At 63.2% G+C, this 23,665-nt stretch carries 23 protein-coding genes and 1 tRNA gene; 8 read left to right on the plus strand and 16 right to left on the minus strand.

Annotated features, from left to right (window positions below; all coding sequences use genetic code 11):
- The 3 genes from AC5RWX_RS01565 to AC5RWX_RS01575 form a co-directional block, all read right to left on the minus strand.
- On the minus strand, positions 1-462 hold the full coding sequence (locus tag AC5RWX_RS01565; protein WP_493942213.1) for an Lrp/AsnC family transcriptional regulator: 462 nt from the start codon (positions 460-462) through the stop codon (positions 1-3).
- A gap of 278 nt (positions 463-740) precedes the next feature.
- Positions 741-1,832 carry a thermonuclease family protein gene (locus tag AC5RWX_RS01570; protein WP_494096898.1) on the minus strand — a complete coding sequence of 364 codons (1,092 nt, stop codon included), beginning with the start codon at positions 1,830-1,832 and terminating at the stop codon, positions 741-743.
- A gap of 298 nt (positions 1,833-2,130) precedes the next feature.
- Positions 2,131-2,658 (minus strand): hypothetical protein, encoded by a 528-nt coding sequence (locus AC5RWX_RS01575; protein ID WP_494096899.1) that lies wholly within the window; start codon positions 2,656-2,658, stop codon positions 2,131-2,133.
- Positions 2,659-2,853: 195 nt separating this feature from the next.
- Here AC5RWX_RS01575 and AC5RWX_RS01580 point away from each other — a divergent pair.
- Positions 2,854-2,926 (plus strand) — tRNA-Ala (locus AC5RWX_RS01580).
- A gap of 205 nt (positions 2,927-3,131) precedes the next feature.
- Here AC5RWX_RS01580 and AC5RWX_RS01585 read toward each other — a convergent pair.
- Positions 3,132-4,163, minus strand: coding sequence for an AAA family ATPase (locus AC5RWX_RS01585; protein WP_494096900.1), 1,032 nt, complete (start codon positions 4,161-4,163; stop codon positions 3,132-3,134).
- 252 nt (positions 4,164-4,415) lie between these two features.
- On the opposite strand from AC5RWX_RS01585, the gene AC5RWX_RS01590 reads away from it, so the two are divergent.
- A complete protein-coding gene (locus tag AC5RWX_RS01590) occupies positions 4,416-5,606 on the plus strand; it encodes an NAD(P)/FAD-dependent oxidoreductase (RefSeq protein WP_494096901.1) in 1,191 nt (396 codons plus the stop codon).
- Positions 5,607-5,617: 11 nt separating this feature from the next.
- Here the strand turns inward: AC5RWX_RS01590 and AC5RWX_RS01595 are convergent, their stop codons facing one another.
- Positions 5,618-5,860, minus strand: coding sequence for a hypothetical protein (locus tag AC5RWX_RS01595; protein ID WP_494096902.1), 243 nt, complete (start codon positions 5,858-5,860; stop codon positions 5,618-5,620).
- A 616-nt stretch (positions 5,861-6,476) separates the two neighbouring features.
- On the opposite strand from AC5RWX_RS01595, the gene AC5RWX_RS01600 reads away from it, so the two are divergent.
- Positions 6,477-8,027, plus strand: a complete 1,551-nt coding sequence (locus AC5RWX_RS01600; protein ID WP_494096903.1) for a hypothetical protein — start codon at positions 6,477-6,479, stop codon at positions 8,025-8,027.
- 155 nt (positions 8,028-8,182) lie between these two features.
- On the plus strand, positions 8,183-9,181 hold the full coding sequence (locus tag AC5RWX_RS01605; RefSeq protein ID WP_494096904.1) for a GmrSD restriction endonuclease domain-containing protein: 999 nt from the start codon (positions 8,183-8,185) through the stop codon (positions 9,179-9,181).
- Positions 9,182-9,255: 74 nt separating this feature from the next.
- Here AC5RWX_RS01605 and AC5RWX_RS01610 read toward each other — a convergent pair whose 3' ends face one another.
- The 5 genes from AC5RWX_RS01610 to AC5RWX_RS01630 all read right to left on the minus strand — a co-directional run bounded on the left by AC5RWX_RS01610 (position 9,256) and on the right by AC5RWX_RS01630 (position 14,839).
- A complete protein-coding gene (locus AC5RWX_RS01610; RefSeq protein WP_494096905.1) occupies positions 9,256-9,909 on the minus strand; it encodes a hypothetical protein in 654 nt (217 codons plus the stop codon).
- Between the two features lie 362 nt (positions 9,910-10,271).
- Positions 10,272-11,417, minus strand: coding sequence for a hypothetical protein (locus AC5RWX_RS01615; protein WP_494096906.1), 1,146 nt, complete (start codon positions 11,415-11,417; stop codon positions 10,272-10,274).
- 254 nt (positions 11,418-11,671) lie between these two features.
- A complete protein-coding gene (locus tag AC5RWX_RS01620; RefSeq protein ID WP_494096957.1) occupies positions 11,672-12,676 on the minus strand; it encodes an LLM class flavin-dependent oxidoreductase in 1,005 nt (334 codons plus the stop codon).
- Positions 12,677-12,722: 46 nt separating this feature from the next.
- Positions 12,723-13,487, minus strand: a complete 765-nt coding sequence (locus AC5RWX_RS01625) for a glucosamine-6-phosphate deaminase (protein WP_494096907.1) — start codon at positions 13,485-13,487, stop codon at positions 12,723-12,725.
- Between the two features lie 263 nt (positions 13,488-13,750).
- A complete protein-coding gene (locus AC5RWX_RS01630; RefSeq protein WP_494096908.1) occupies positions 13,751-14,839 on the minus strand; it encodes a DNA alkylation repair protein in 1,089 nt (362 codons plus the stop codon).
- Between the two features lie 178 nt (positions 14,840-15,017).
- Between AC5RWX_RS01630 and AC5RWX_RS01635 the strand changes: the two genes are divergently transcribed.
- The 3 genes from AC5RWX_RS01635 to AC5RWX_RS01645 all read left to right on the plus strand — a co-directional run bounded on the left by AC5RWX_RS01635 (position 15,018) and on the right by AC5RWX_RS01645 (position 16,846).
- Entirely contained in the window at positions 15,018-15,740 is a 723-nt protein-coding gene (locus tag AC5RWX_RS01635) for an alpha/beta fold hydrolase (RefSeq protein WP_493944193.1), read from the plus strand.
- Positions 15,737-16,255: a YbaK/EbsC family protein gene (locus tag AC5RWX_RS01640; RefSeq protein WP_493944194.1), complete on the plus strand. Its 519-nt coding sequence runs from the start codon at positions 15,737-15,739 to the stop codon at positions 16,253-16,255. Before AC5RWX_RS01635 ends, AC5RWX_RS01640 begins: the two co-directional genes overlap by 4 nt.
- A gap of 84 nt (positions 16,256-16,339) precedes the next feature.
- A complete protein-coding gene (locus AC5RWX_RS01645; protein ID WP_493939909.1) occupies positions 16,340-16,846 on the plus strand; it encodes a ferritin in 507 nt (168 codons plus the stop codon).
- A gap of 184 nt (positions 16,847-17,030) precedes the next feature.
- Here the strand turns inward: AC5RWX_RS01645 and AC5RWX_RS01650 are convergent, their stop codons facing one another.
- Positions 17,031-18,353 carry an APC family permease gene (locus AC5RWX_RS01650; protein WP_494096909.1) on the minus strand — a complete coding sequence of 441 codons (1,323 nt, stop codon included), beginning with the start codon at positions 18,351-18,353 and terminating at the stop codon, positions 17,031-17,033.
- A 245-nt stretch (positions 18,354-18,598) separates the two neighbouring features.
- On the opposite strand from AC5RWX_RS01650, the gene AC5RWX_RS01655 reads away from it, so the two are divergent.
- Complete coding sequence (locus AC5RWX_RS01655; protein WP_127512273.1) at positions 18,599-18,802, plus strand: cold-shock protein; 204 nt, start codon at positions 18,599-18,601, stop codon at positions 18,800-18,802.
- A 60-nt stretch (positions 18,803-18,862) separates the two neighbouring features.
- On the opposite strand, the gene AC5RWX_RS01660 is transcribed toward AC5RWX_RS01655, so the two are convergent.
- The 5 genes from AC5RWX_RS01660 to AC5RWX_RS01680 form a co-directional block, all read right to left on the minus strand.
- Positions 18,863-19,234 (minus strand): VOC family protein, encoded by a 372-nt coding sequence (locus AC5RWX_RS01660; RefSeq protein WP_494063728.1) that lies wholly within the window; start codon positions 19,232-19,234, stop codon positions 18,863-18,865.
- A 145-nt stretch (positions 19,235-19,379) separates the two neighbouring features.
- On the minus strand, positions 19,380-20,945 hold the full coding sequence (locus AC5RWX_RS01665; protein WP_493944197.1) for an amino acid permease: 1,566 nt from the start codon (positions 20,943-20,945) through the stop codon (positions 19,380-19,382).
- Positions 20,946-21,191: 246 nt separating this feature from the next.
- Positions 21,192-22,046, minus strand: coding sequence for an amino acid ABC transporter permease (locus AC5RWX_RS01670; RefSeq protein ID WP_494096910.1), 855 nt, complete (start codon positions 22,044-22,046; stop codon positions 21,192-21,194).
- Positions 22,043-22,738, minus strand: a complete 696-nt coding sequence (locus AC5RWX_RS01675; RefSeq protein WP_494096911.1) for an amino acid ABC transporter permease — start codon at positions 22,736-22,738, stop codon at positions 22,043-22,045. Before AC5RWX_RS01675 ends, AC5RWX_RS01670 begins: the two co-directional genes overlap by 4 nt.
- A gap of 96 nt (positions 22,739-22,834) precedes the next feature.
- Positions 22,835-23,659 carry a glutamate ABC transporter substrate-binding protein gene (locus AC5RWX_RS01680; RefSeq protein WP_494096912.1) on the minus strand — a complete coding sequence of 275 codons (825 nt, stop codon included), beginning with the start codon at positions 23,657-23,659 and terminating at the stop codon, positions 22,835-22,837.
- Positions 23,660-23,665: the final 6 nt, after the last annotated feature.

Here is a 23,665-nt window from a genome sequence, read left to right on the forward strand (position 1 = left end):
TCAGTCCTGCTGGAGCAGCCCGGTGGTCCGGTAGGGGATCACTTCGCGCAGGAACATCTGTGTTGACGTGCGCGTGATGCCCGGGCAGAACCGGATCTCCTCGCTCACCCGGTACAGGTCGTCCGGACTGTGCGCCACCACGCGGATCAGCAGGTCTGTATCGCCGGCCGGGGCATGGCACTCGAGCACTTCCGGAATCTTCCGGAGGGCTTCCACTGCATCATTGAGCTTGCTCTGGTCCAGTTCAGCGCTGACCATCGCCATCACGCCCCGGTCCAGCGCCTCGGGCAGTACCCGCGCCGAGTGGGTACGAAGACAGCCCGAGGCTGCGAGGCGTTCCAGTCTGGAGTGGACGGTCCCGCGTGCCAGGCCGAGCCGCTGCGCCAACATCATTACCGGGACCCGTGGATCCTCGTCCAGCGCCAGCAGGATCCGCCGGTCGGTGGCATCCAGTTGCTGCAAATTGACCACTTCCTGTCGATCGTCCGCCGGCTGTTTGAACAGTCTGATCAAGTATAAGTTTGCCACTTGCACGGATTGTAGTCATGCTGCTGGAATGTTCATCAGATCGGGCCAAGCCACAAGCCGCAGCCCGCTGAGGTGCACAGTCCAAGCTCACGAGGCCGGGCAGTGTTGGCGGGCCCGCGAAGCCCGGACCTTGTTGTTCACACAGCCGAAGACCCCTGCCAGTCCGGATTCCGGGCAGTCAGGGGTCTCGCTGGTTAAGAGGTCAGCGCGGGCTAAGGGCAAGGCTTCCAAGACTGGCCGCCCGGGGCATAGCAACGCGGTCCCGTGTAACCCGGATAGGGATTGGAAGCCGGAGGTGCCGGGGCAGGCGCCTGCTGCTGTTGTTGCAACTGGCGCTGACGCTCCGCGGCGGCAATTTGGGCTTGCCGGGCTGCTTCTGTAGCCTGGGCGGCAGCCTGTTCCGCTGCCAACCGTTCAGCGGCAGCGCGTTCCTTAGCAGCCTTCTTTTCGGCGGCGAGGCGTTCAGCTTTAGCCTTCGCTTCTGCTTTGCGCTTTTTTTCAGCCGCCTTCTTTTCTGCAGCAGCTTTTTCTTCGGCCGCTTTCAGCTTGTCGCGTCGCTCTGATAGCTGTTCATGTTTCACTTCACCGGACTTGATGGTGGCACCAATTCGGGAGGTTAGCTGATCACGATCAGTTGTCCCTGCAGCAGCCCAAAGGACTGCATCCGCTGTGTTGGTGGCTGCATGGAGACTGGACTCGATTGCCTTAGCGGCGGCGAGGGCGGCGACCAAAGCTGTGACCGTCTCCGCGGTTGCCGAAGAAGTATTGTCTGGCGTCGCCGCCATAGCCGTGTCGACTTGCTCAATAGCGTCCTGAACTTGTCCAGGGATCGTGCAGCCGATGGAAGGGTCGTACATGCCTTGGTCCGACGCTTCTGCTTGTGCCTGAGCCTCGCGAACCTGGCTTAGGTACTTCTTGTTGGGTTCGTAGTAGACAGCATGGCCAAGGCCGCGCCGAGCAATTTCTGCGTTTACTAACGAGTCGCCCACAAAAACCGCGGCAAGCGTGCGGCCGTATCGGTCTTCCCGCTCGATATCGAAGTCGAGTCGGACCTTGGTGCCAGGAGGAGCGATGGCTTCGAGGCTGTCAGTTGCCTCTGGGCCAAGGCATTCGACAGGCTGATTTGGGTCCTTGGTCTCCGGCGTATCGACATTCAGTAGTCGAACGGTTTCATCTCGGTGCTTGTGATTTATGACGAGGGTGTCGCCATCGATGATTCGGACGACTTCGCCGCGATCTTGATTGACTGCGCCCGCGACGGCCAAGCTACCCGCTGCAACAGCAACCGCTGATACCACGGCCACCGCGGTTGCCGATGACGGTGCCTGTTATTGCCTGCCATGCAGTTGACATAGCTGTGCCAACAGATGCCACTTTTCCCCCAACGATTATTGATATTTGCGTAAACTGCGAACCTCTATTCTCCCTCAAAATTTCCGGTGCTCAGTCGATGAGTGGGCACGGAAGACTGCCTTCGGGGTGGAAGAAAACTATGGGACGGCCCAAGAACATGATTGCCCCACCCGCGCAGTAGCTAGAGCGCAGTATTCCCGATGCTTACAGGTCTAGAGGGGAATGCTGCTGGGTCTGATGACCGCAGGCTTAAGCTGCGTTCGCAGGAGTGTTGCCGTTGAGCGGGGGAGTGTTCTGCTTCTCGCGTGGCTGGAAGAACCGCTTGTAACCGAGGAACAGTACGATGGCCAGGCCAACGGTCACCACGATGAATGAGAGCGTGGTGTTTCCGGACATGAAGCTGCGCGTGATGCTGTAGATCAGTGTGAACAGGCTGCCAAGCATGACGCCGTTGGCCAACACCCGGTTGCGCCTCTCGACCACCAGGCTCAGACCGAGTAGGACAACCGCGCTGACCAATGCCGCTATGGTGACATTGCGGTTGTAGATATCCGATGCCTCCTCGTACTCGCGGAAGGCCGCTTCTTGCTGTATCTGCAGCTCCCGCTGCTTGGCCAGCTCTTCATCCGTGGGATTGCTCTTTTCGATAATCATCTCCACCGGGTACTCCGGCACCTCCGGCGGGGCACAAAACGTGCGGATGCCGAGCCCTACGAAGAGCGCGATGATGACCCCCAAGAAGACCGTATAGACGGCCTTGAGAACTTTGTTGTCCATGGCCAGAGTCTATGGCGCCGTTTCGACTTGCTTGGCGGATGCCAGTGAGCGCTGCACATTTGTTATCAGCACGGGTGAAGTGGACGGGGACACTGGTTGTGCCGGGCGCCACGGCAGGGTGTCTGGAGCGCAACACTGCATCCTGTCAGCTTGGCGATCGGCGTCCCGCAGTCTTATGATCGAACGCAGTGGCACGGGGCTTTAGCTCAGTTGGTAGAGCGTTTCGTTCGCAATGAAAAGGTCAGGGGTTCGATTCCCCTAAGCTCCACTACATGAAAGGCCCCTACTTCCTTGTAGACAAAGGGAAGTCGGGGCCTTATGTCTGCTCTCAAATCTACTGCTTTACACCTTCAGCGCCTTCTGCTTCGCTGCAATTCTTGACGCGTGGCAAGAGTTGTAGCGCTTCTTCCGTCGGACCTTGCAGACCAGCCGCAGCGTACGCAGCATTCGCCTGACAGCCGTCGCAAATCCGGTCAGGACAGCCAGCGCCACCAGCGTGACAGCTCCGGTTCCGGCTCCGGTTCCGGTTCCGGCTCCTCGCCCAAAGCCAGCGCGGCCTCGACGATGTCGTCCGCGGTGAGCGTCATGACGGCCTCACGATCGAGCGCGTCGAGGCTTTGTTCCTTGTCGAGCGACAGCCGCAGCGCCTGGCGGTTGAGCGCCTGCTCGAACAGGGTGCGGGCGAACCGTGCGTTGCCGGAGTCCTCGCCCGCGTGGAGCCCAGTGAAGATGCGGCGCAGCATCTGGTCCGCACCCGGCTCCAGCGTGTACTCGTGCTGGGCCAGCATCTGATGGAAGATCGTCTGGAGTTCGTCGACGGAGTAGTCGGGGAACGTGATCTCGCGGGCGAACCGGGAGCGCAGGCCGGGGTTCGAGAGCAGGAAGGACTCCATCAGCCGCGGGTACCCGGCCACGATCACGACCAGGCGGTGGCGGTGGTCCTCCATCCGCTTGAGCAGGACCTCGATCGCCTCGGGGCCGAAGTCCGCCCGGCCGTCCTCGGGGGCCAGCGCGTAGGCCTCGTCGATGAACAAGACACCGTCCAGCGCACGCCGGATCACCCGGTCCGTCTTGATGGCGGTCGCGCCGACGTACTGCCCCACCAGGCCCGAACGGTCGACCTCGACCAGATGGCCTTTCTGCAGCAGACCGACCGCGCGGTACATCTCGGCGAGGAGCCGCGCCACGGTGGTCTTGCCCGTGCCCGGGTTTCCGAGGAACACCAGATGCTGTGATGTGGCCACCTCCGGCAGGCCGTGCATCTTACGGCGGGCCTGGACCTGGAGCAGTGCGACGAGGCCCCGCACCTGTTCCTTCACGGTCTCCAGTCCGACCAGCGCATCGAGCTCGGCCTGCACCTCGGACAGCGGCCGGGCCGGCCCGGGCCTTGCACCGATGAGATCGCCGACCAGATCGACGCGCTCCGAACCGTGCAGCTTGAGCTGATCGGCCAGATGGCCGATGGTTTCGCGCAGGTCGTCGAGCGGATTGCGGCTGGCAGCCATGCACCCACTGTAGTACTCGATTCCAGCCCGGGGTGGGGCTGGCCTCAACGTATCAACCCCTTTGGCCGCAGTGTTCACGGGGTAAGGCAGTCTCCAGTGGATAACGCGGGCACTGGTGCAGTGGAGATCGAGGCCGACGTCTTATGAGCCGGTCCTCGCAGGCTCCCGCCTTGACGGAAGGGCCCGGGCGTTGTGGACTGGGCGGACGCGGGAGCCGCTGGGGCGCGGCCGCCCATGACGGAAGGCCGAAACATGGACAAGCACCATCAGGTAGTGGTTGTCGGCGGCGGCAATGCGGGAATTTCGCTGGCAGCGCGGCTTCGCCGGTGGAAGGTTAAGGACATCGCAATCATTGAGCCTCGGGACCAGCACTATTTCCAGCCGCTGTTCTCCCACATAGGAGCCGGGGCTGCACGAATGGCCGAAGCAGTCCGCTCCCAGGCGGATGTCATGCCGCAGGGCGTTGACTGGATCCGCGGGGAGGCGGCCGACGTGCTGCCGGAGGAGAACGTCGTCGTCCTGGCTGGAGGCGACCGCGTTGGTTACGAGCACTTGGTGGTCTGCCCGGGCCTGCAGCTGGACTGGGACGGTGTTCCCGGGCTGCCCGAGGCCATGGCCGCGCCGCATGGCTCGTCCAATTACGACGCCGCGCTGGTCCCCAAGACCTGGGACCTGGTGCGAGGGCTGCGCGCGGGCACCGCCGTATTCACCCAGCCGCCCGGGCCCGCAAAGTGCGCAGGTGCCGCCCAAAAAATTGCCTACATGGCCTGCGACTACTGGCGGGAACAGACCGTGCTGCAGGACATTGACGTGCACTTGGTGGTGGCCACGCCTACCGTCTTCGGGATGCCGGACGTGGACCGGGAGCTGGAGCGCAAGATCAGCGAGTACGGGATCACGCTGTGGACCTCCACCACCGTAGCCTCGGTCAATCCTGAGGCACAGACACTGGTGCTGCACGGCTCCTCGGGGGATCGGGAGGTTCGCTACGACTTGCTGCACGTGGTTCCGCCTCAGTCGGCGCCGGACTGGTTAAAAGCCACTTCACTGCCGCCGAGCGGGAGCAGTGGCGGCTTTGTCGAGGTGGATCCAGAGACTTTGCGCCACCCGCGATTTCCCAACGTTTGGTCACTCGGCGACGCGGCCGGAACACGTAACTCCAAGTCCGGCGGGGCGCTCCGCAAACAGGCCACGGTACTGGCGAAGAACCTCACCGCTGTTCTGGCCGGGCGCGCGCCGGAGGCCCGTTACAACGGCTACTCAGTCTGCCCGTTCACGCTGAGCCGCCGCACCGCGTTCTTTGCTGAGTTCGACGACAAATACCGCCCCCAACCGAGCTACCCGTTCCTCAAGATGGCCAAGGAACGGCGCTGGCAGTGGGTGATGGACCGGCGCATTTTCCCGCAGATTTACTGGCACCTGATTTTGAAGGGGCGAGCCTGAGTGGTTCGCAGCTACTGATTAGTGGCGGCTCGTTGTTGCGCCGCCCGGCAAAGTTGTTCCTGCTGTTCTTCCGGCGACAACTTATTCCAGGATTCGGTCTGAGCCTTGATCAAGGCTTCGGACATGCCCATCGCGCGCATCTCTGCGGGTGACACCACAACGCTGTTCTCCGGACCAATCATGTTGCGCTGGTCCAGATCAGCACTAGGGCCATCGGCATAGCTGGGTGAGCATGCGGGGAACCCTGCATTCACTTCCCCGCCGGTACCTGCCGCTGGTGCCGTATCCGTAATTGGTGGTGAGGGAGGGGAAGCCCAAGGCGCTATTAGGGACTCGCCCAAAAGCGACCCCGTACCCACAGAGATCCCTACCGCCAACAGCAAAACTGTGGTGAGCCCAACCGACGGCCTTTTCAAGCAGAACCCCCATGCTTCAGGCCCCTGCTGAATAAGCGGGGCGACTCTTGTCATCGTCAGACTACGGCACTGCACTGCACGGAGCTTCCGGGCCTGCGTTTCGTCAGCCCCCGGAAGCGAGAATGACGGCTGAATTGGTCTGGTCCAAAACTAACCGGCTATCGCAACCGTTTCCCGAGCGTCGAAAGAATTCGAGAGATCTATACTCCAGCCGCTTTGTTTTTTCGCAACGACTGTCGTTTAAGGATTTAGCAGTGACATCGCGGCCGTCCCTGGCTGTTTCCCTGGTGCCGAATCCTAGGCCCTCATTCCGAACGCTAAAACAGTTCAGGCCCGGGGACCGGTGACGATTTCCAAAGATTCCCTTACGCATGCGCTCTTGCGGCCGATTGCAACCCGTGACACCCGTGCCCGCATTCCCGCGGTCGGATGCATGACGAACGGAATCAGTTTGATGAAGTCCCTCCTCCGCGCACTCCTCGGAGCTGCCCTCGGAACGTCCCTGATCGCATCAGCACTGGTTGTCAGCATCCCGGCGCAGGCCGCGGTACCGTACAGCGCGACTTACCAGACCTATACCGCGCCCAACGGAGTCAGCAGCAGATACCACGTTTACGCCAGCGGTATCGATACAAAGAAGCCCGTCGGCGTGCTGTTCGTCTTCCACGGCGACTACTCCCAGCCGAAGCAGTCCTACGTCCACCACCCCGAGGGCTCCGTCATGAAGAAGATGGCGGCGGAGGCCGTCAAAAAGAACATGATTATGGTCCCGGTCATCACCCCGGACAAGAAGGGTGGCATCACCTGGTGGGAAGACGCCGACCGTAACGGGGACTGGTTCCGCTCATTGGCAACGAGCTTGATCGCCACATACAAACTCGATTCCCGCCGTATCTGGTTCCACGGCTACTCCGGCGGCGCCGAGTTCATCACCTACGAAATCCTCGCCGACCGCCAGGAATGGATCAAGGGCGGCGGCGCCACCATCGTTGGCGGGGGCGGATACGACGGCATGCAGACAGCACCCTCCTCAGCCGTAAAGAAAATGAAGCTGCATTGGATCAGCGGCAGCCGCGACGGCAAGGGCGGTACCAGCTTGAAAACTTGGTCTGCTCTGGACACCGCCAAGCGCGCGGAGAAAAAATACAAGGCCCTGGGGTTCACCAGCACGAAGATGACAGTCCTGCCGGGCGTCACGCATTACACCTACGACATGCCAAAACTTCTGGCCAACGACCTGAAGGCTATGCCGGCGGCCGTCGCGCCGCCCAAGGCCAAGGCCGGTGACGTCGTTGCTGTGGATTCCGCCGGCAAACTGTACATCTATCCGTCCGCCAAGGGCAGGGACCTGAACAAACGCCGCTACGTATCCGCCGGTTGGGGCACTTCCCTGACCGTGGAGATTGCCGACTGGAACGCCGACGGCATCCAAGATTTGATCGCCAACTGGAAGGACGGGCGGCTTACCGTCGACTACGGACTGAAATACGGCGGCTTCAAACGGTCCACGCTGGGCACCAGCGGCTGGCAGCGCAACACCATCGTCGTCGCCCAATGGAGGAGCGCCGACAGGTTTCCTAGCATTATTGCCAAGAACCGCGACGGCAAGCTCTACTCTTACGTCAATAAGGACGGCGCAAAGCCCGCGGCGCGGAAACTGCTCAGCTCGGGCAACTGGAAGAGCTCGGAGCTGATGGCCATGGACTTCGACGGCGACACCAAGATGGACCTGGTCGCCCGCAATGCTGCCGGGCAGCTGAAGCTCTACCGTTCCAACGGCAAAGGCCAGCTCATGAAGGAGACCCGCAAAGTAGTCGGCGGTACAAGCTGGAAGGCTATGACGCACCTGTCAGCCGCCGGAGGGCATCTGGCCGCGGGACAGCCCGGCATCCTGGCCCGCGACAAGAAGGGCAACCTGCACTTCTACCCGGTCTCCTCAAAGAAGATTCAGAAGCGCGTCACCGTTGGTGTCGGCGGCTGGAACGGCCTGCGCATCGGATCATAACTTCCGTGCCGTCCTTAGCCCTCGCACACAGCCCGTAACGACGACTCCTTGCAGGAAAACAATCCCGGGCAGGGGGCTACGGTGCTGGCATGTGGGCGGCACAACGGTGTGTCCGCCAGCGCCGGGGCACGGACTTGCCGTACACATGAAGGGATATGAAACGCATCCGCCTTGCCCTCGCCGGCGTGCTGCTGGCCGGACTGACTGCCTGCAGCACCCCGGTCCTTGAAGCACCCGTTGCCACCGAACCACCCGTTGTCACCGAATCGTCCTCTGGCACCGCATCGCCGCGCGCGCCGCAGGCCACTATCCAAGAAAAGTCCGAGGCACCCGAGCCACAAGCTGAACAGGGACCCGCTGCCGGCACAGCGCTGGAGCAGTTGGCCGCCATTGAGGTGAAGGGCCGGGCGCCCAAGACCGGGTATTCCCGGGAACAGTTCGGCAAGGGCTGGAAGGATCCGGACCGCAACGGCTGCGATGCGCGCAACGACATCCTTCAACGCGACCTGGACGACGTCGTGGTCAAGGCAGGCGGCTGCGTGGTGACCTCCGGGGTGCTGGCCGATCCGTTCACTGCGGCGACCATCCACTTCGTCCGCGGCAACACCACCAGCGGCGCGGTTCAGATCGACCACGTCGTTGCCCTCTCGGATGGATGGCAGAAGGGGGCGCAGCGGCTGGCCCCGAACCAGCGTGAAGCGTTCGCCAACGACCCGCTGAACCTGCTGGCCGTCGACGGGCCCACCAACGCGGCCAAGTCCGATAGCGACGCAGCCACTTGGCTGCCGCCCAACAAAGCGTTCCGCTGTGAGTATGTGGCACTGCAGACCGCGGTGAAAGCCAAGTACGGGCTGTGGATGACCAAGGCAGAGCGGGATGCGATCAAGAACATCCTCAGTACGTCGTGCCCGGACCAGCCTGTCCCAACCGATGGGGGAGTGGCTATGCCGGTCGCCGCCGCTCCGGCCCCGGCACCAAAGCCTGAGCCCGCCCGGGTCAAGGAGGCTCCTGCGCCGGCCCGGTCCGGTGGCAATGTCTTCTACGCCAACTGCACCGCCGTGAAGGATGCCGGTGCGGCACCCATCAAGGCTGGTGATCCCGGCTGGGACACCAAATTCGACCGCGACGGCGATGGCGTCGGCTGTGAGTCCTGACGGAGCGGGCAGCTCATGACGGAAGGGGCGGCCTCCCTGGATGGGAGGCCGCCCCTAGCGGACAGGACAGATGGTCAGTTGCCCTGTAGGCCATCCTTTTCGATGACCTTGGCAGCCTTCCAGTCAGCCTTACCGGCGGCCTTGATTTCCTTCCAGTCAGCCTGGCCCTGGGCCTTGGCTGCCTTCCATTCAGCGTCTGCTTCAGCCTTGACGGCCTTCCAACCCAGCGCGGGTGCCTCGTCGACCGGGGCTTCGACGGCGGGAGCCTCTTCGGCCGGTGCCTCCACAACCGGTGCCTCGGGTGCTTCGTCGGCGGGTGCCTCTTCGGCCGGTGCCTCGGGTGCTGCGTCGGCGGGTGCCTCCACAACCGGTGCCTCGGGTGTTTCGTCGGCGGGTGCCTCTTCAGCCGGTGCTTCGTCGGCGGGTGCCTCTTCAGCCGGTGCCTCGGGGGCCTGCTCGGTGGGTGCCTCTTCAACTGGCGCCGGCTCCTCAACCGGCGTTTCGGGGGACACCTGGTTGGCGACCAACAGCGACGGCGAGATGTACACATTCTCGGCCGAGATGGACACCAACGAGTCTTGCGTTTCGTTGACGGACGAAGTGACCCCTGCTTCCACAGCGGTCGGGTCCTCGGCGGCCGAGGCGATTCCTGCTCCTGCGGTGGTCACCACTCCTGCGGTAACTACAGCTGCTGCGAGACGGCCGGTCTTGGCAATTCGAAACGTCATTTTTGCTCCAATTCTTTGTGGGAATGTTGCGGTTTAACCGTTACATCGCGTCCCGAGCAGTCGCAAACAAAAATGAAATTTCGGCAAAATGAGAGTCGATCCCGCTTAACGAACCGGACAGGGCGGCCCTATCTGTGCCACCCTGCGCCCTGCACTGGAGGCCGAGCGATCGGTGGATCCCGGATACCCCGCCGGACGCCAAATACTGCCTGTTCTCCGAGGCCGGCTATTGCTGCATCGCCGCGGGAGGCCGGACCCGTTCCACCACTGCGAGAGCACTTCTTCACGGCGTGCAAGGTGGAACGTCATGGACGCGCGCACCTCTGGACAGTTCGGTCTGCCCTCGGCCAGAGTCCTTCCGATCAGGGCTTCTTGCCGGCCAGGATGTTTCTTGCAGCCGTTCCGCGGGCTCCCTTGCAGTCCTGGGTGTACCAGTTGACCTCCGCCTTCGGGTCGGCGCCCATCCGGTAGGCCATGCAGTCGGCAACCATCTCGACCCCGTTGCCGGATTTGAAGATCTTGTTCAATCGGCTGTCCATCGCCTCAAGGCCGTTGCCGTAAAGGCGGAAGGTGATGATGTGGGCGCACTCGTGCAGAGCGATCGCCTGGTGCTGGCTGCCTTGGTACCCGGGCGCCATTTCAATCCGAAGCGAACCGGAGTGGGCGGTGCTGGCTGACCCTCCCTTTTTCACGGTGATGATCTGGTTGGGGCAGTACTGCTTCATGTAGTCGTAGGACAGCCTGCGGTATCCGGTGTAGCTGCGCGGGTTTTCGTGCCGAACGGTGCCAGTTTTGGAGGTCCAGCCTTTTTCGTACGCCGAGGCATTCACCACAATCCGATATTTCCGCGTCACGTTGGACTTCGTCTCCGGGGTTTTCGCTATGGCCAAGGGCGGGGGTCCGCTGGTCTTCTTTTTCCAGGCCAGCTTCTGCACGGTGACCCATTTACCGTTACTGCGCACTTGCAGGGCCCCGGTCCGGGCGGATCTGCCGGTCCAGACGTAGACGCCGTGCCGGGCTTGGTCGCCCGCCGCCACCTTGCCTTCGGCTTCCGCGAACGGCCTCGTGTAGTTCGAGTAACGGTGGCTGATGGCTGAACGTTCGCGCTTCCAGAGGACCTTCTGGGCCGGACTCGCGGAGAGGGTTCGGCTGCCCTCGGTAGCCGCGATGCGCACCTGTACGGTGCCCTCCTTGGCCATCTTGTAGCCAAGCGTTGTCTTACCTTCCCTGCCCGGTGCCTTGGAGTCCACCGTCTTCCAACTGGTCCCGCTCTTCAGCTGCAGGGCGATCCGGTACCCGGAGGACCTCGGATCGTGCCAGACCGTGAACTTCTTGGTCGGCTCCCAGGGGTAACTGTCTAGCGAAGATCCGTGGAGGGCGGGCGCTTGGTAGGCCGGGGCGGCCTGAAGCGTCACAGGGGCCGCGGCGACAGCCGGCTGTCCGGCGAAGGCCATGATGCCGACGGCGGCGGCGGCCGTTGTCAGGGCGACGAGCAGACGAGCGGACATAGCCTCTTCTTCCGGATGCTTTAGCAAGAAACATGCGTAGAGGCATCCGGACTGGGCAGGCTACGACTCCTCGCATCTGGATTCTAGCGGTCTAACGCGGATCCGCGGCGCAACACGGAGGACTCAACCCGTCGGCGGCGGAAGCTCGAATGGATCGCGCAGGCTCCGTCCCACCGCGAGCCGGGCGACCACGGGGAATCCCATTGCCTGCAAACCGGAACGGCACCGCCCCACCCTGCCTGCCGGTGTTCGAGCTAGCCGGGCAGCCCGAACAGTGCCGCCAATCGACGGTCGGTGTCGGCGAGGGCGGCGGTGTCGAAGGTGTTGGTGGTGACCATCAGTTCGTCGGCCCCGGTCGCCTCAAGCAGCAGGCCGAGCCGCTGAGCCACTTGGTCTGCGGTGCCGTGCACTGCAGCAGCCAGGGTCTCGTCCACGAGCACCTGCTGCCGCGCCGTCATCGACAAGGCCCGGATGGAGTCGGCTGGCGCCAGCGGCGGGAACTCCCCACGGGTGCGGGATTGCGCCATCGCCCACGCCTCGGGCAGCAGCAGGTCCCGCGCGGCTTCGGCCGAGTCCGCCACGGCCACGTTCGCCGACGCAATCACGTACGGTTCAGGGTAATAGGCGGAGGGCCGGAAGTTCTTCCGGTACCGCGCCAGCACGCCGCGGGCCAATTCCGGCTTGCGCCCGGTGAAGGCCGGGCCTCCAACAACGACGGCGAGGCCCGCCTTCGCCGCGATCTCCGCGCCTTTGCCAGTGGCCAGCACGAAAGGCGGGGTTGCACCGCCGTCGTACGGGCGGGCAGTAATGGCAGCGGTCCCGTCCAAGTAGGACAGCAGCTCGACCAGGTCCTCCGCGAAGCGGTCCGAGGCGTCCTTGTCCTGCCGCAGCGCCGACCGCACCGCCGGCGTGAAGCCCACCGAACGGCCGACTCCGAGATCGATCCGGCCAGGAAAGAGCGCCTGCAGGGTCGCGGCGTGTTCGGCCACCACCAAGGGCTGGTGGTTGGGCAGCATCACCCCGCCGGAGCCGACGCGTATCCGCTTGGTCTGCGCGGCCACCGCGGCCATCAGCACCGTCGGGGCGGAACCGGCGATCCCGGGCACGCCATGGTGCTCGGCCACCCAGAACCGGTGGTAGCCCAGCCGCTCGGCCTGCTGCGCCCGCCGAACGGTGGCCGCCAGCGCGTCCGACGTCGAGCTACCTTCGCGGGCATTGGCGCGGTCCAGGATAGAGACAGGAAGGTTGGCGAGCTGCATATCAGTCACAACATGGCTAGCCGGCGGCTATTCCGTCGACCCAGATTCACGACGCCGATAACGCTCCGGCCGGAAGCAGCGAGGCGGCCCCCAGATCGGTGAGGACGGTGACGTCGGGATGCAATTGCAGGACGGAGGCCGGGCAGTCCGGGTGGATGGGGCCAGTCAGGGCATCGCGGAGCGCTTCGGCTTTGTCCCGGCCCTGCACTAGCAGCAGCAGCCGCTTGGCGGCCAAAATCGTACCGAGGCCTTGCGTGATGCAGCGGGTGGGCACGTCGTCCAGGCAGTCGAAGAAGCGAGCATTGGCTTGCCGCGTGCGTTGCGTCAGCACCTCCACCCGGGTCCGCGAATCCAAGGCTGACCCGGGCTCGTTGAAGGCAAGATGGCCGTTGTGGCCGATGCCCAGGATCTGCAGGTCGATGCCTCCGGCGGCAGCGATGGCCGCCTCGTAGTCCGCGGCCGCCTGGTCCACATCCGGCCGGCCGGCGTCCGGCAGCAGAACCTTGGCCGGGTCGAGGCCCAGCGGGGTGATGACTTCGCGCTCGATGACCGCGGCGTAGCTCTCGGGGTGGCCGGCCGGCAGTCCAATGTATTCGTCCAAGGCGAACCAGCTGACGGCGGCCAGGTTCAGGCGGCGGCGTGCCAAAGATTGGTACAGCGGCAGAGGGGAGGATCCGGTGGCTAGGCCAATGACGGCTTCGGGCACTTCTTCGACGAGTCCGGCGACCAGGTCTGCGGCCACCGTTCCGATATCCGCGGCGCTGTGGTGTGAAACGTGCAGCTTGCGTTGCTCATCGACGGTGGCGATCATCGGGGCCACCTCGATTTTGCGAGGCCGGTACGGAGCGGGCGTGGTGCAACGGCCGAGGTCTGCGGCGGGGGCAGGTCAAGCTTCATGGCAGTTCCTTCATCGGTACTGGTCGCATCTGCAGGAGGCGGTGTATCCGCTGGCATAACAGAAACAGGTTACAGAAAGGTTATCGAATGGCGACGGCCGGGCACGTCGATCAGCACCAAATCATGCGCTCAGCGGATTTCGGTCAGGTCGCTTGTCAGGTCGCAGGCAGCAGCTGGTCAGGTCACCACGTCGAAGGCTGCGTGTGCGGACAGCGTCCCGTTCGCCTGCACCTGGACCAAGTGCCGGCCGGCGTAATGCACGCGGGTGGTCATCTGCCGGAAGCCGTGCGTTTTGCGGAACCGGCGCATCTCGCCCGGCGCCAGGTCGGCCACCGCCAGCTTGAACACCTTGGGGGCCAGCGCCCCGTTGGCCTTGACGTAGTGCACCACGTAGTCCACCGCAACGCGTGCCGGCACCGCCGCTTCGTTGCGGAGTTCGACGGCGAAGCCCAGTTCCCCGGGCAGGCGGACAATGCTTTGGTCAAGTTGCGGAGCGGATACCGCCACGGCTCCAGAGGTGAAACCGAGCGTGGCGAGGGCGCCGGGGTCCGCTTTCTTCACCAGAGTGCGCAGCCCGTGCCGCACCACCCAGGCCGCGCGCTCGTCCGGCGTCGTGCTCCAGCGTTCCGCGGTGGCCACCGTTTCAGCCGGGGCGTGCCGCGAGATGTCGTTCAAGTGGTTGGCCACCGAGCGCCGGACGGTATCGCTGTCGTCCCGGTACAGCTCGTCGAGGAGCGGCAGCGTCGCCGTCGGACGGGCGATGATGCCGGGCACCCGGACGGCCCAGGGCAGATAGGGCCGGGTGCCTTCGCTGGCCAGCCGCCGGACGTGCTCGTCCGGGTGCGCCGTCCAGCCGCGGATGGTTTCCAGGGCCCGATCCAAATCCTGGATCAGCAGCCGCCGGATGGCGAACTCGCTGCTCATCCGCGGCGTCAGTTCCGCGAGCAGCGCCAATGCGTCGTCGAAAACCCGCCGGCTTCCATCTCGGAGTGCCAGGGTGACCGCGGCCTCACCAACCGGCAACAGGAGCCACCCGCTGAAGCCGCCATCGGCGAGGGCGGTGCGGAAAACCTTGGCAGCCCGGCCGTAGTCCGCATCCAGATCGTCGATCAGCGCGGCGGCGAGCAGGCCGGCCCGGGCCCGCAGGGCCAGCGGTTCGAGTCGGCCGCCGGCTTCCCCGAGGGCCGGCCAGGCGGATTGGTCGGCGGCCAAGGCCAGCGAGGTGCGCAGTTGCGCCACCGCGGACGGACCCAGAAGGTCGTTCATGATCCCCAATGTGGTCCTCCGGGTCGGACAAGCGATGTTCTCACAGCCCAGCCTATGGCTCCCCGGTCATGCCAGCCGGGCCTCAGCCCGCCTGCCCGGCACCCAGAGGACAGCAGTTGTCCTGAATTCGACCCACGGGGTGTCCCGGGTCACGGTTCGGGCACTAGAGTCACCTGACATGGACATCATCTTGGTACCCGGATTCTGGTTGGACGCGTCGTCATGGTCGGAGGTGACACCGCCGCTGGTCGCCGCGGGCCACCGGGTCTACCCTCTGACGCTGCCCGGGCTGGAGTCCGTGGACGCCCCGCGGGCGGGCATTGGCCTACGGGACCACATTGACGCGACGCTGAAGGCAGTGGACGAGCTGGGCGGGCCGGTGATCCTGGTGGGGCACTCCGGCGGCGGCGCCATCATCCACGGCGTGGTGGATCAGCGCCCGGACCGCATTCTGCGCGCCATCTATGTGGACAGCGGTCCGTTGGGCGAAGGCGGCGTGATCAACGACGAACTGCCCGCCGAAGGGAATGAAGTGCCGCTCCCGGACTGGAGCTTCTTCGGGGAAGAGGACCTGGTGGACTTGGACGACGGGCTCCGCGCCGCTTTCCGCGCCCGCGCCATCCCGCAGCCGAAGGGCGTTGCCCAAGACCCGCAGCACCTCTCCGACGAGCGACGGTTCAGCGTCCCGGCCACGATCATCACCTGTGAATTCACGCCGGAGCAACTGCAAGGCTGGATAGACTCCGGGGCCCCGCAGATGGTGGAGGTGGCCAGTATCAAGGACGTGGAATACGTCCATCTGCCCACCGGCCACTGGCCGCAGTTCACCAAGCCCGCCGAACTGGGCGAGGCCATTCTGGCCGCGGTCACCAAGACGGCGGGGGCAACACAGGCATCATGAGCGCCGCCACCCTGTTGCCTGCGGTTGAAGCAGCGCTCGCCGAGCACGGCCTGACCTACGAGGTGCTGGCGTGCGATCCGGAACTGGCGGACACCGCTGCGTTCTGCAATCACTACGGCTTCTCGCTGGACCAGTCGGCCAACACCATCCTGGTGGCTTCCAAGAAAGTGGAGCCGGCCAGGTACGCAGTCTGCGTGGTGCTGGGAACCACCCGGCTGGACGTGAACAAGTCGGTCCGCGAGCTGCTGGGCGTCAAGCGCGCCTCCTTCGCGGACGCCGAAACCACCAAAGCGGTGACCGGGATGGAGATCGGCGGCGTGACCGCCATCGGCACCGCGGGCCACACCATCTACATCGATTCGGCGGTGCTGGAGCGCGACCGCGTGGTGATGGGCGGCGGCAACCGCACCAGCAAGCTGCTGCTCCGGCCGCAGGAACTGGCGAAGCTGCCCCACGCCGTCGTTGTTGAGGGCCTGGCCAAGCCCGCTGCCCCAGTCCACGCCACCGGCAGCTGAGCTGAGGGATAGTGCAGGCTTTCCTCAGCTTGGCTTGCCTTACCTTGGTGGCGGTGATACAAACCGGCGCCTAGTCTGGGAAGCATGGGACTCACAGGAAAACTTGCAGAAGCGTTCAACGACCAAGTCACGCTGGAACTTCAGGCCTCCGTGGTCTACCGCCAGCTCGCCATCGAAATGGATGCCGTGGACCTGCCCGGCATCGCCGGTTGGTTCCGCGCCCAGGCCGAGGAAGAGGTGGTCCACGCCAACAAGTTCATCGACCACATGACGGACCGCGGCGCCCACCCGAAGATCCAAGCCATCAGTGCTCCCGCGGTTTCCGCCGGGACCGTGCTGCAGGCGTTCGAAGCCTCGCTGGCGCACGAGAAGAAGGTCAGCGAATCCATTCGCGACCTGTACCGGCTGGCGCAGCAGGAGGGTGACATCGACTCGATCCCGCTGCTGAACTGGTTCGTCGAAGAGCAGTTGGAAGAAGAAGCCACCGTCGGCGAGATCATCGGCCGCGTCAAGCTGGTCAATGACGACGGCCCCGGCCTGCTGCGCCTGGACGAGCAGCTCGGCTCCCGCACCGCTGCCGCGGACAGCTAACGCTGAGGTTTTACACCTCACCCACAACGTAAGGAACGACGTCGGTGCTCACCTGGGCACGGGCGTCGTTCCTTTGCGTGCGTGGCAGCATCCTCGACGGGTGCTGATTCCCGTGCAGCGCTTGACGCGAATTCTGACCGCCCCCCGATGGGGCCACTGATTCGTGCCGTAGGCATTCACGCGTCTAGTGGGCGCGTCGTCGGCGTTCCATCAGCCGGCCGCCGGTGTACAGCCCCAATCCGATGGCCAGCAGAATGCCCGCGCGCAACCAGATCTCGCCACTCTGCTGCGTCAGCAGCAGCACGCAGGAGGCGATGGCAAGGTACGGGATCGGCGTGAAGGCCCTGAAGTGACTGTGCTCGACGGAGTCGCGGCGCAGCACCAGAACAGCGATGTTGGTGCTGAGGAACACGAAAAGGAGCAGCAGTACGACGGTTTCGGCCAATGACTCGAGGTCGCCCGTCAGCGTCAGGGCCATGGCCACCAGCGTCGTCGCAACAATGGCCACCCAGGGCGTCCTGCGGTTCGGCAGCACCCGAGCCAATACCGACGGCAGGAGGCGCTGCTCGGCCATACCGTAGGTCAGGCGGCTGGCCATGATCATGGTCAGCAGGGCGCCGTTGGCGACGGCAATCAAAGCGACGATGCCGAAGAGCCAGTGCGGGATGCCGAACCCGGTGGCATCCACGACGGCGAGCAGCGGTCCGGAAGAATCCGACAGTTCGTCCACCGGGAGGGCGATCGCTGAAGCCAGGCCGATCAGCACATAAACTGCTCCGGCGGTGATGAGAGCGCCGAAGAGCGCTCGGGGGTAGACCCGGGAGACGCCGTGCACTTCTTCTGCCACGTTCGCCGAGGTCTCGAACCCCACGAAGGAGTAATAGGCAAGCAGGGCCGCGCCGAGGACGGCGGTGGCCGGGTGCACGCCGTCGGCGAATTCGACAACGCGGCTCGGTTCGCCGTCGCCGCGTCCAAGCATGAGCCCCACCAGAACGATGACCAACACCAGCCCGGAAACCTCGACCACGGTCATCACTATGTTGCTGCGCAAGGACTCTTTGATGCCGCGCATATTAAGCAGCGCGACCAGTAGTAGGAACACCACCGCGGCGACCGCCGTCGGGACGTCCAGAAACGGCTTGAGGTAGTCACCCGCGAAAGCCAAAGACAAGCCTGCTGCGCTGGTCACCCCTGCCGCGAGCATGCAGAATCCGACCAGGAAGGAGACTGCGGGAATGCCATACGCCCGCTCGGCGAAGACCGCCGCGCCGCCGGCCTTCGGGTATTTGGTGACCAACTCCGCATATGAGAACGCGGTGAGCAGGGCCAGCACCAGTGCAATCACCAGAGGCACCCAGATGGCTCCGCCGACCTCGGCAGCTACTTCTCCCACCAGCGCGTAGATGCCGGCGCCGAGCACGTCACCGAGGATGAACAGGTAAAGCATCGGGCCAGAGATGCCCCGTTTCAGTTTGGACGGGCTCTGAGTCTCGGTTCGTGTAGGCATGCCTTGAATTGTAATCACCCTTACTATCTGCCCACTATTCGGGCGCCGAGCCGGAACTCGTGGATGGGGGTGGCGGAACTAGCCGCTGCCACCCGTGGCCACTTCCCTCGGAGAAGGGGCCACAGACCCTTCCACCATGAATGGGTCTTGCCCCCGGTGGTCGGCGCCCCTAGGTTGTAAGTGGACGCCTGCGGGGATAGGTTCCCGACCGGGAGCCGGCGGTGCGGCCAAGAAGGATAATCAGCATGGCAACAGGCACCGTCAAGTGGTTCAACGCCGAAAAGGGTTTCGGCTTCATTAGCCAGGATGACGATGGACCGGACGTGTTCGCGCACTTTTCGGCCATCTCCTCCGGCGGCTACCGCTCCTTGGAGGAAAACCAGCGGGTCGAGTTCGACGTGGTCCAAGGCCCGAAGGGGCTTCAGGCCGAAAACATCCGCACGCTCTAACGATGTGAACGGACTGCGCCCCGGACCCTGTGGTCCGGGGCCGCAGTCGTCGTGCCCTGCTTAAACGTGTTGGTCCACGATGATCGGATTGCCGTCCGGATCCAGCAGCATGAAGCTCGCGGGCCCCGACGTTCCCTCGTCCGCTTCCGAGAGGAATTCCACGCCCTCCGCCTTCAGTTCGCGCTGGAGGTCGCGCACGTCTGTGAAGGAGTCAAGCGCCTCGGCGTTCTGGTTCCAGCCGGGGTTGAAGGTCAGCGCGTTCTTCTCGAACATGCCTTGGAAGAGTCCGATGACGGTCTCTCCGTTCTTGAGGATCAACCAGTTTTGCGCGATGTCACCCCCGTGCTCGCTAAAGCCGAGCTTCCTATAGAACGCAGCAGAAGCTGTGATGTCCTTGACGGCGAGGCTGATCGAAAATGCGCCGAGCTCCACGGGCTACTCCACTCTGCAGAATGACGGATTCCTCTGATGATAGCCGCGGCGGATGACGGGACGAGGGCCCTGCCGGCGGCAGGGAAGCACCAGCCCTTCAAGCCATTGCTCCTTCAAGCCATTGCTGCCCGTGAGGCAGGCGGAATTACGGCTCCGGGTTGTGCCGGTGTTCCCTTCGTTCACGGACACGCTGCTCGTGCTCCAGTCGGTGATGTTCCTCGCGCTCGTGTTCCACCGGGATCAGCTCCGGATGGTTCAGCCGCGAGTGTTGGCGGCCGTACAGGAAGTAGATGGCCAGACCGATGACGAGCCACACCGCAAAGCGCAGCCAGGTGAGCGTGGTCAGGTTCAGCATCAGCCAGAAACACAGCACCGCGGCCAGGATCGGCACCACCGGCGAGCCCGGCACGCGGTAGGCGCGCTGCAGGTCCGGCCGCGTCTTGCGCAGCACGACGACGCCGATGCTCACCAGAATGAAGGCGGAGAGGGTGCCGATGTTGATCATCTCTTCCAGCACGTCCACGTTGGTGAAGCCCGCAACCAAGGCCACCAACGCTCCAGCCAGGATTTGCACCCGGGCCGGGGTTTTGTGGTGCTCGGTGGTGTGGCTCAGCCAGCGCGGCAGCAGGCCGTCACGGCTCATGGCGAAGGCAACCCGGGCGAGGCCCAGCAGCAGGACCATGATGACGGTGGTGAGCCCGATCAGGATGCCGACCGAGATGACCTGGGCGGCCCAGTCCGCCCCGACATCAATGAACGCGGTAGCGAGTGAGGCCTCATCGGCCGCCGCCAGATCCTTGTAGGAGACCATTCCCGTCAGGGCCAGGGTTACCAGGATGTACAGGAGGGTCACGATGGCCAGACCGCCGAAGATGCCCCGCGGCAGCGTCTTCTGCGGGTTGCGGACCTCTTCCGCACTGGTGGCAACGACGTCGAAACCGATGAAGGCGAAGAACACCAGCGCCGCGCCTGCCAGGATGCCGGTCACGCCGTACTGCTGTGGCTCCGCACCGCTGAGGAAGGAGAACAGCGACTGGGTCCAGGCGTTTCCGCCCGTGCCGGCGGTGGGAACCGGCTCCGGTACGAACGGTGTGTAGTTCTCCGCCCGCACGTACGTGAAGCCCACGACGATCACGAACAGCACAATCGCCACTTTGATGAGGGTAAAAACGTTGTTCACCCGGGCGGAAAGTTCGGTGCCGAGCACCAGGAGGGTGGTGAAGATGGCAACGATCAGCAGTGGGCCCCAGGTCAGTTCCAGGCCCAGGAAGCTGACCGTGGTGGGGACATGGACGTCGAAGAGCAGGAAAACATTGCTGAGATAGATCCCCCAATACTTGGCGATGACCGCCCCGGCCGTGAACAGTTCCAGGATCAGGTCCCACCCGATGATCCACGCCAGCAGTTCGCCCAGGGTTGCATACGTGTAGGTATAGGCGCTGCCGGCCACCGGAATGGCCGAAGCGAACTCGGCATAACACATGATGGCCAGCGCGCAGGTGATGGCCGCGAGCACGAAGGACAGGGTCACCGCCGGGCCGGCAAAGCTGCCGGCAGCTTTCGCCCCGACGGAGAAGATTCCGGCTCCGACGGCAACCGCGACGCCGAGGATCATCAGGTCGAAGGTGCTCAGGGTGCGTTTAAGCTCCCGCCCTGGCTCCTCCGAATCCGCCATGGACTGTTCGATCGACTTGGTCCGAAAGAGGCTCATGGGACCAGTATTCTCAGGATGCCCTGCCACGGAAACCCTCAGTCGGTTGAAGGCGGCGACCAGCCCGCAGAACCGAGGGTTCTCGGGCTGGACCATCCCTGTTTCTCGAACGCAACGGCGAGCCGCGGCGAACGGGGTCGACAGCGCGCCAGATTTACCTTGGCTGCGCGACGTCAGACCTGGCCCGTCCCGTCTGTCGTCGTCGAGGGCAGGGCAGGGACTGGTGGTCTGAGCATGCAGCCGTGGCTAAACCATGACTGGCGATCGAGCGTCTACCTGCTTAGCGCCCCGATGGCTCAGGACAGATGAAGACCGTTGCGCCAACCACCCCAGCGATATATTTATGAGTATGAAGATCAGGCCGGCCACAATCAGCGCAGGCAGGATGTTTCCGTTGGCAGAACCAAGCAACCGTGAAGTTAGCAGAACCTCGCTGAAACCAATGATGTAGCCCAGAGCTGAGTCTTTCAGAATGATGATGAATTGACTGATCATGGATGGCAGCATTGCCAACAGTGCTTGAGGTAATTCAACAAACCTTAAGGACGATGTCCTGGTCATGCCAATGACCAGGGCAGCTTCGCGCTGGCCTTTTGGCAGGCCATGCACTCCCGACCTCACGAGTTCTGCCATTACAGACCCGTTATACAGGGTGAGTGCGATGACCACGGAATAGAACGAACTCTCTCCCTTTGGAACCAGGCCGGAATCACTCAGACCGAGCCAGATAAAGATCATCATCAGAAGGACCGGGACAGCGCGGAAAAACTCCACAACGATACCGCAGATAGCTCTGATCAGAACGTTTTCCGCAAGCCGGCCGACACCAAAGACGATGCCGAAGGCGACAGAAGTTACGATGGCTATCGCTGCTGCCTGGAGGGTCTTGGCCAGTCCTGGAAGGAGGTAGAACTTCCAAGAATCCGCGGTAACGAAAGGTGCCCACATGCTGCCGCTTAGCTGCCCTTTTTCAGCCAAGCCCATCATCGCAAGCCCAACGATCACGAGAACCACACCCGCACCTAGGAGGTTCACAACAATCAAGCGTCGCTTTGCGCGGGGCCCGGGTGCATCAAACAGCACGCTTTTCTCAAAGCTCATCTTATTACCGCCAATTTTTTGGAGAGATAAGTGATCAGAAGTCCGATCGGAATGATGAGGATCACGTACCCGAAAGCAAATGTGAGGAAGATTGGAATAGTCACATCTGCACGGAATTCAATCATTGTCTTCATGAGCCCGGCGGTCTCTGCGACACTTGCAGCACTGGCGACGGTGGTGTTCTTTATTAGGGCGATCAACGTGTTTCCAAGAGGCACGACAGCTCCTCGGAAAGCCTGCGGGAGAATGATGAATCGCGCTGCCGGGGCGAAGCCCAGACCGATTGCACGGGCAGCCTCAGCTTGACCAAACGGAACAGTGTTGACACCACTGCGAATTGCTTCGCAGACATAGGCTGCATGGTAGATCGACAATCCCAGAACAGCTAACCGAAAGAAATTCTCGTTGAAGTCGCTGGCCAGGTTGATTTCCAGTTGCGCCCATAGTCCGAGGCTGCCTATAACCAACAGGATCGTGAGCGGCAGGTTTCTGAAGATATTCACATAGGTAGCACCGACCCATTGGAAGCTCATGACGGGGGATATCCTCATCAGCGCAAGGATGGTCCCCAATGCCAGTGAACCTAGGCCGGCCCAGAAAGTGAGCTGGATATTTACCCAGAATGCCCCCACCACATCAAAGGTCTCAAAAAGGGATACGTACTGTTGAAAGTAATTGGTCATTTCGTCCATGACTCATCTTGGTTGTCGGTGCTGGTCATGAAGAAGGCTGCGAGAGTAGAGGGAGGGAGCGGCGATCACTGCCGCCGCTTCCTCCCCCTGGGGGAACTAGGCGCAGGCGTCTTGCTTCGGCGGATTTTTCTCGGCGTCAGGGGTGAAGTCGATCCCCTCCAGATTGGTGTCGAGGAATTTCTGCCACGAGCCGTCGTCGATCATCTTGGCAAGGGCGGCGTTGATGTCTTCGCATAACGTGTTTTCCAACGGCAGGCCGATCCCATACCGTTCCTCGGTGAACGTGTTGCCGACAAGTTTGAACTTGCCGTCGTATGCTGGGTCGGATGCTAGGCCGGCAAGGATGAGGTTATCTGTCGTTACGGCATCGATGTTGCCCCCTTGCATCGCAGCCACGCACTCGGCTGTGCCAGCCTGCTCGAGCAGGTTCACGTCGCCGGCATACGTATCCTTGATCCTTTTTGCTGACGTCGATCCGGTCGTGGAACAAAGGTTAAGGCCGTTCAGGTCTTCGGGCCCTGTGATTGTGGAGTCCATCGGGACCAAGAGGTCCTGGCCGGCGACGAAATACGGACCGGCGAAGGAAACCGTTTTCTTGCGCTCTTCGGTTATAGAATAGCTGCCTACGATGAATTCAACTTCGCCATTCGCGAGAAGGGTTGCCTGGTTCGCGGACGGGCTGTGAACCCATTCGATGTCTTCCTCCGCGTAGCCAAGTTCTTTCGCGACGTACCGGGCAACATCGACGTCGAAACCGGTAAAGGTGTCGCCCTTCTTCAGTCCTAAACCGGGCTGGTCGAACTTGATGCCGACACGGATTCGTTCCCCCTCATCGCCGGATGCGCCTTCGCCGCCGCATCCGGTGAGAGCTAATGCGACGCCCGCGACTGCCGCAATAATGGCCATTCGTTTACGGTGCATAATCAT

It is taken from the genome of Arthrobacter sp. SPT-J7 (assembly GCF_059089965.1).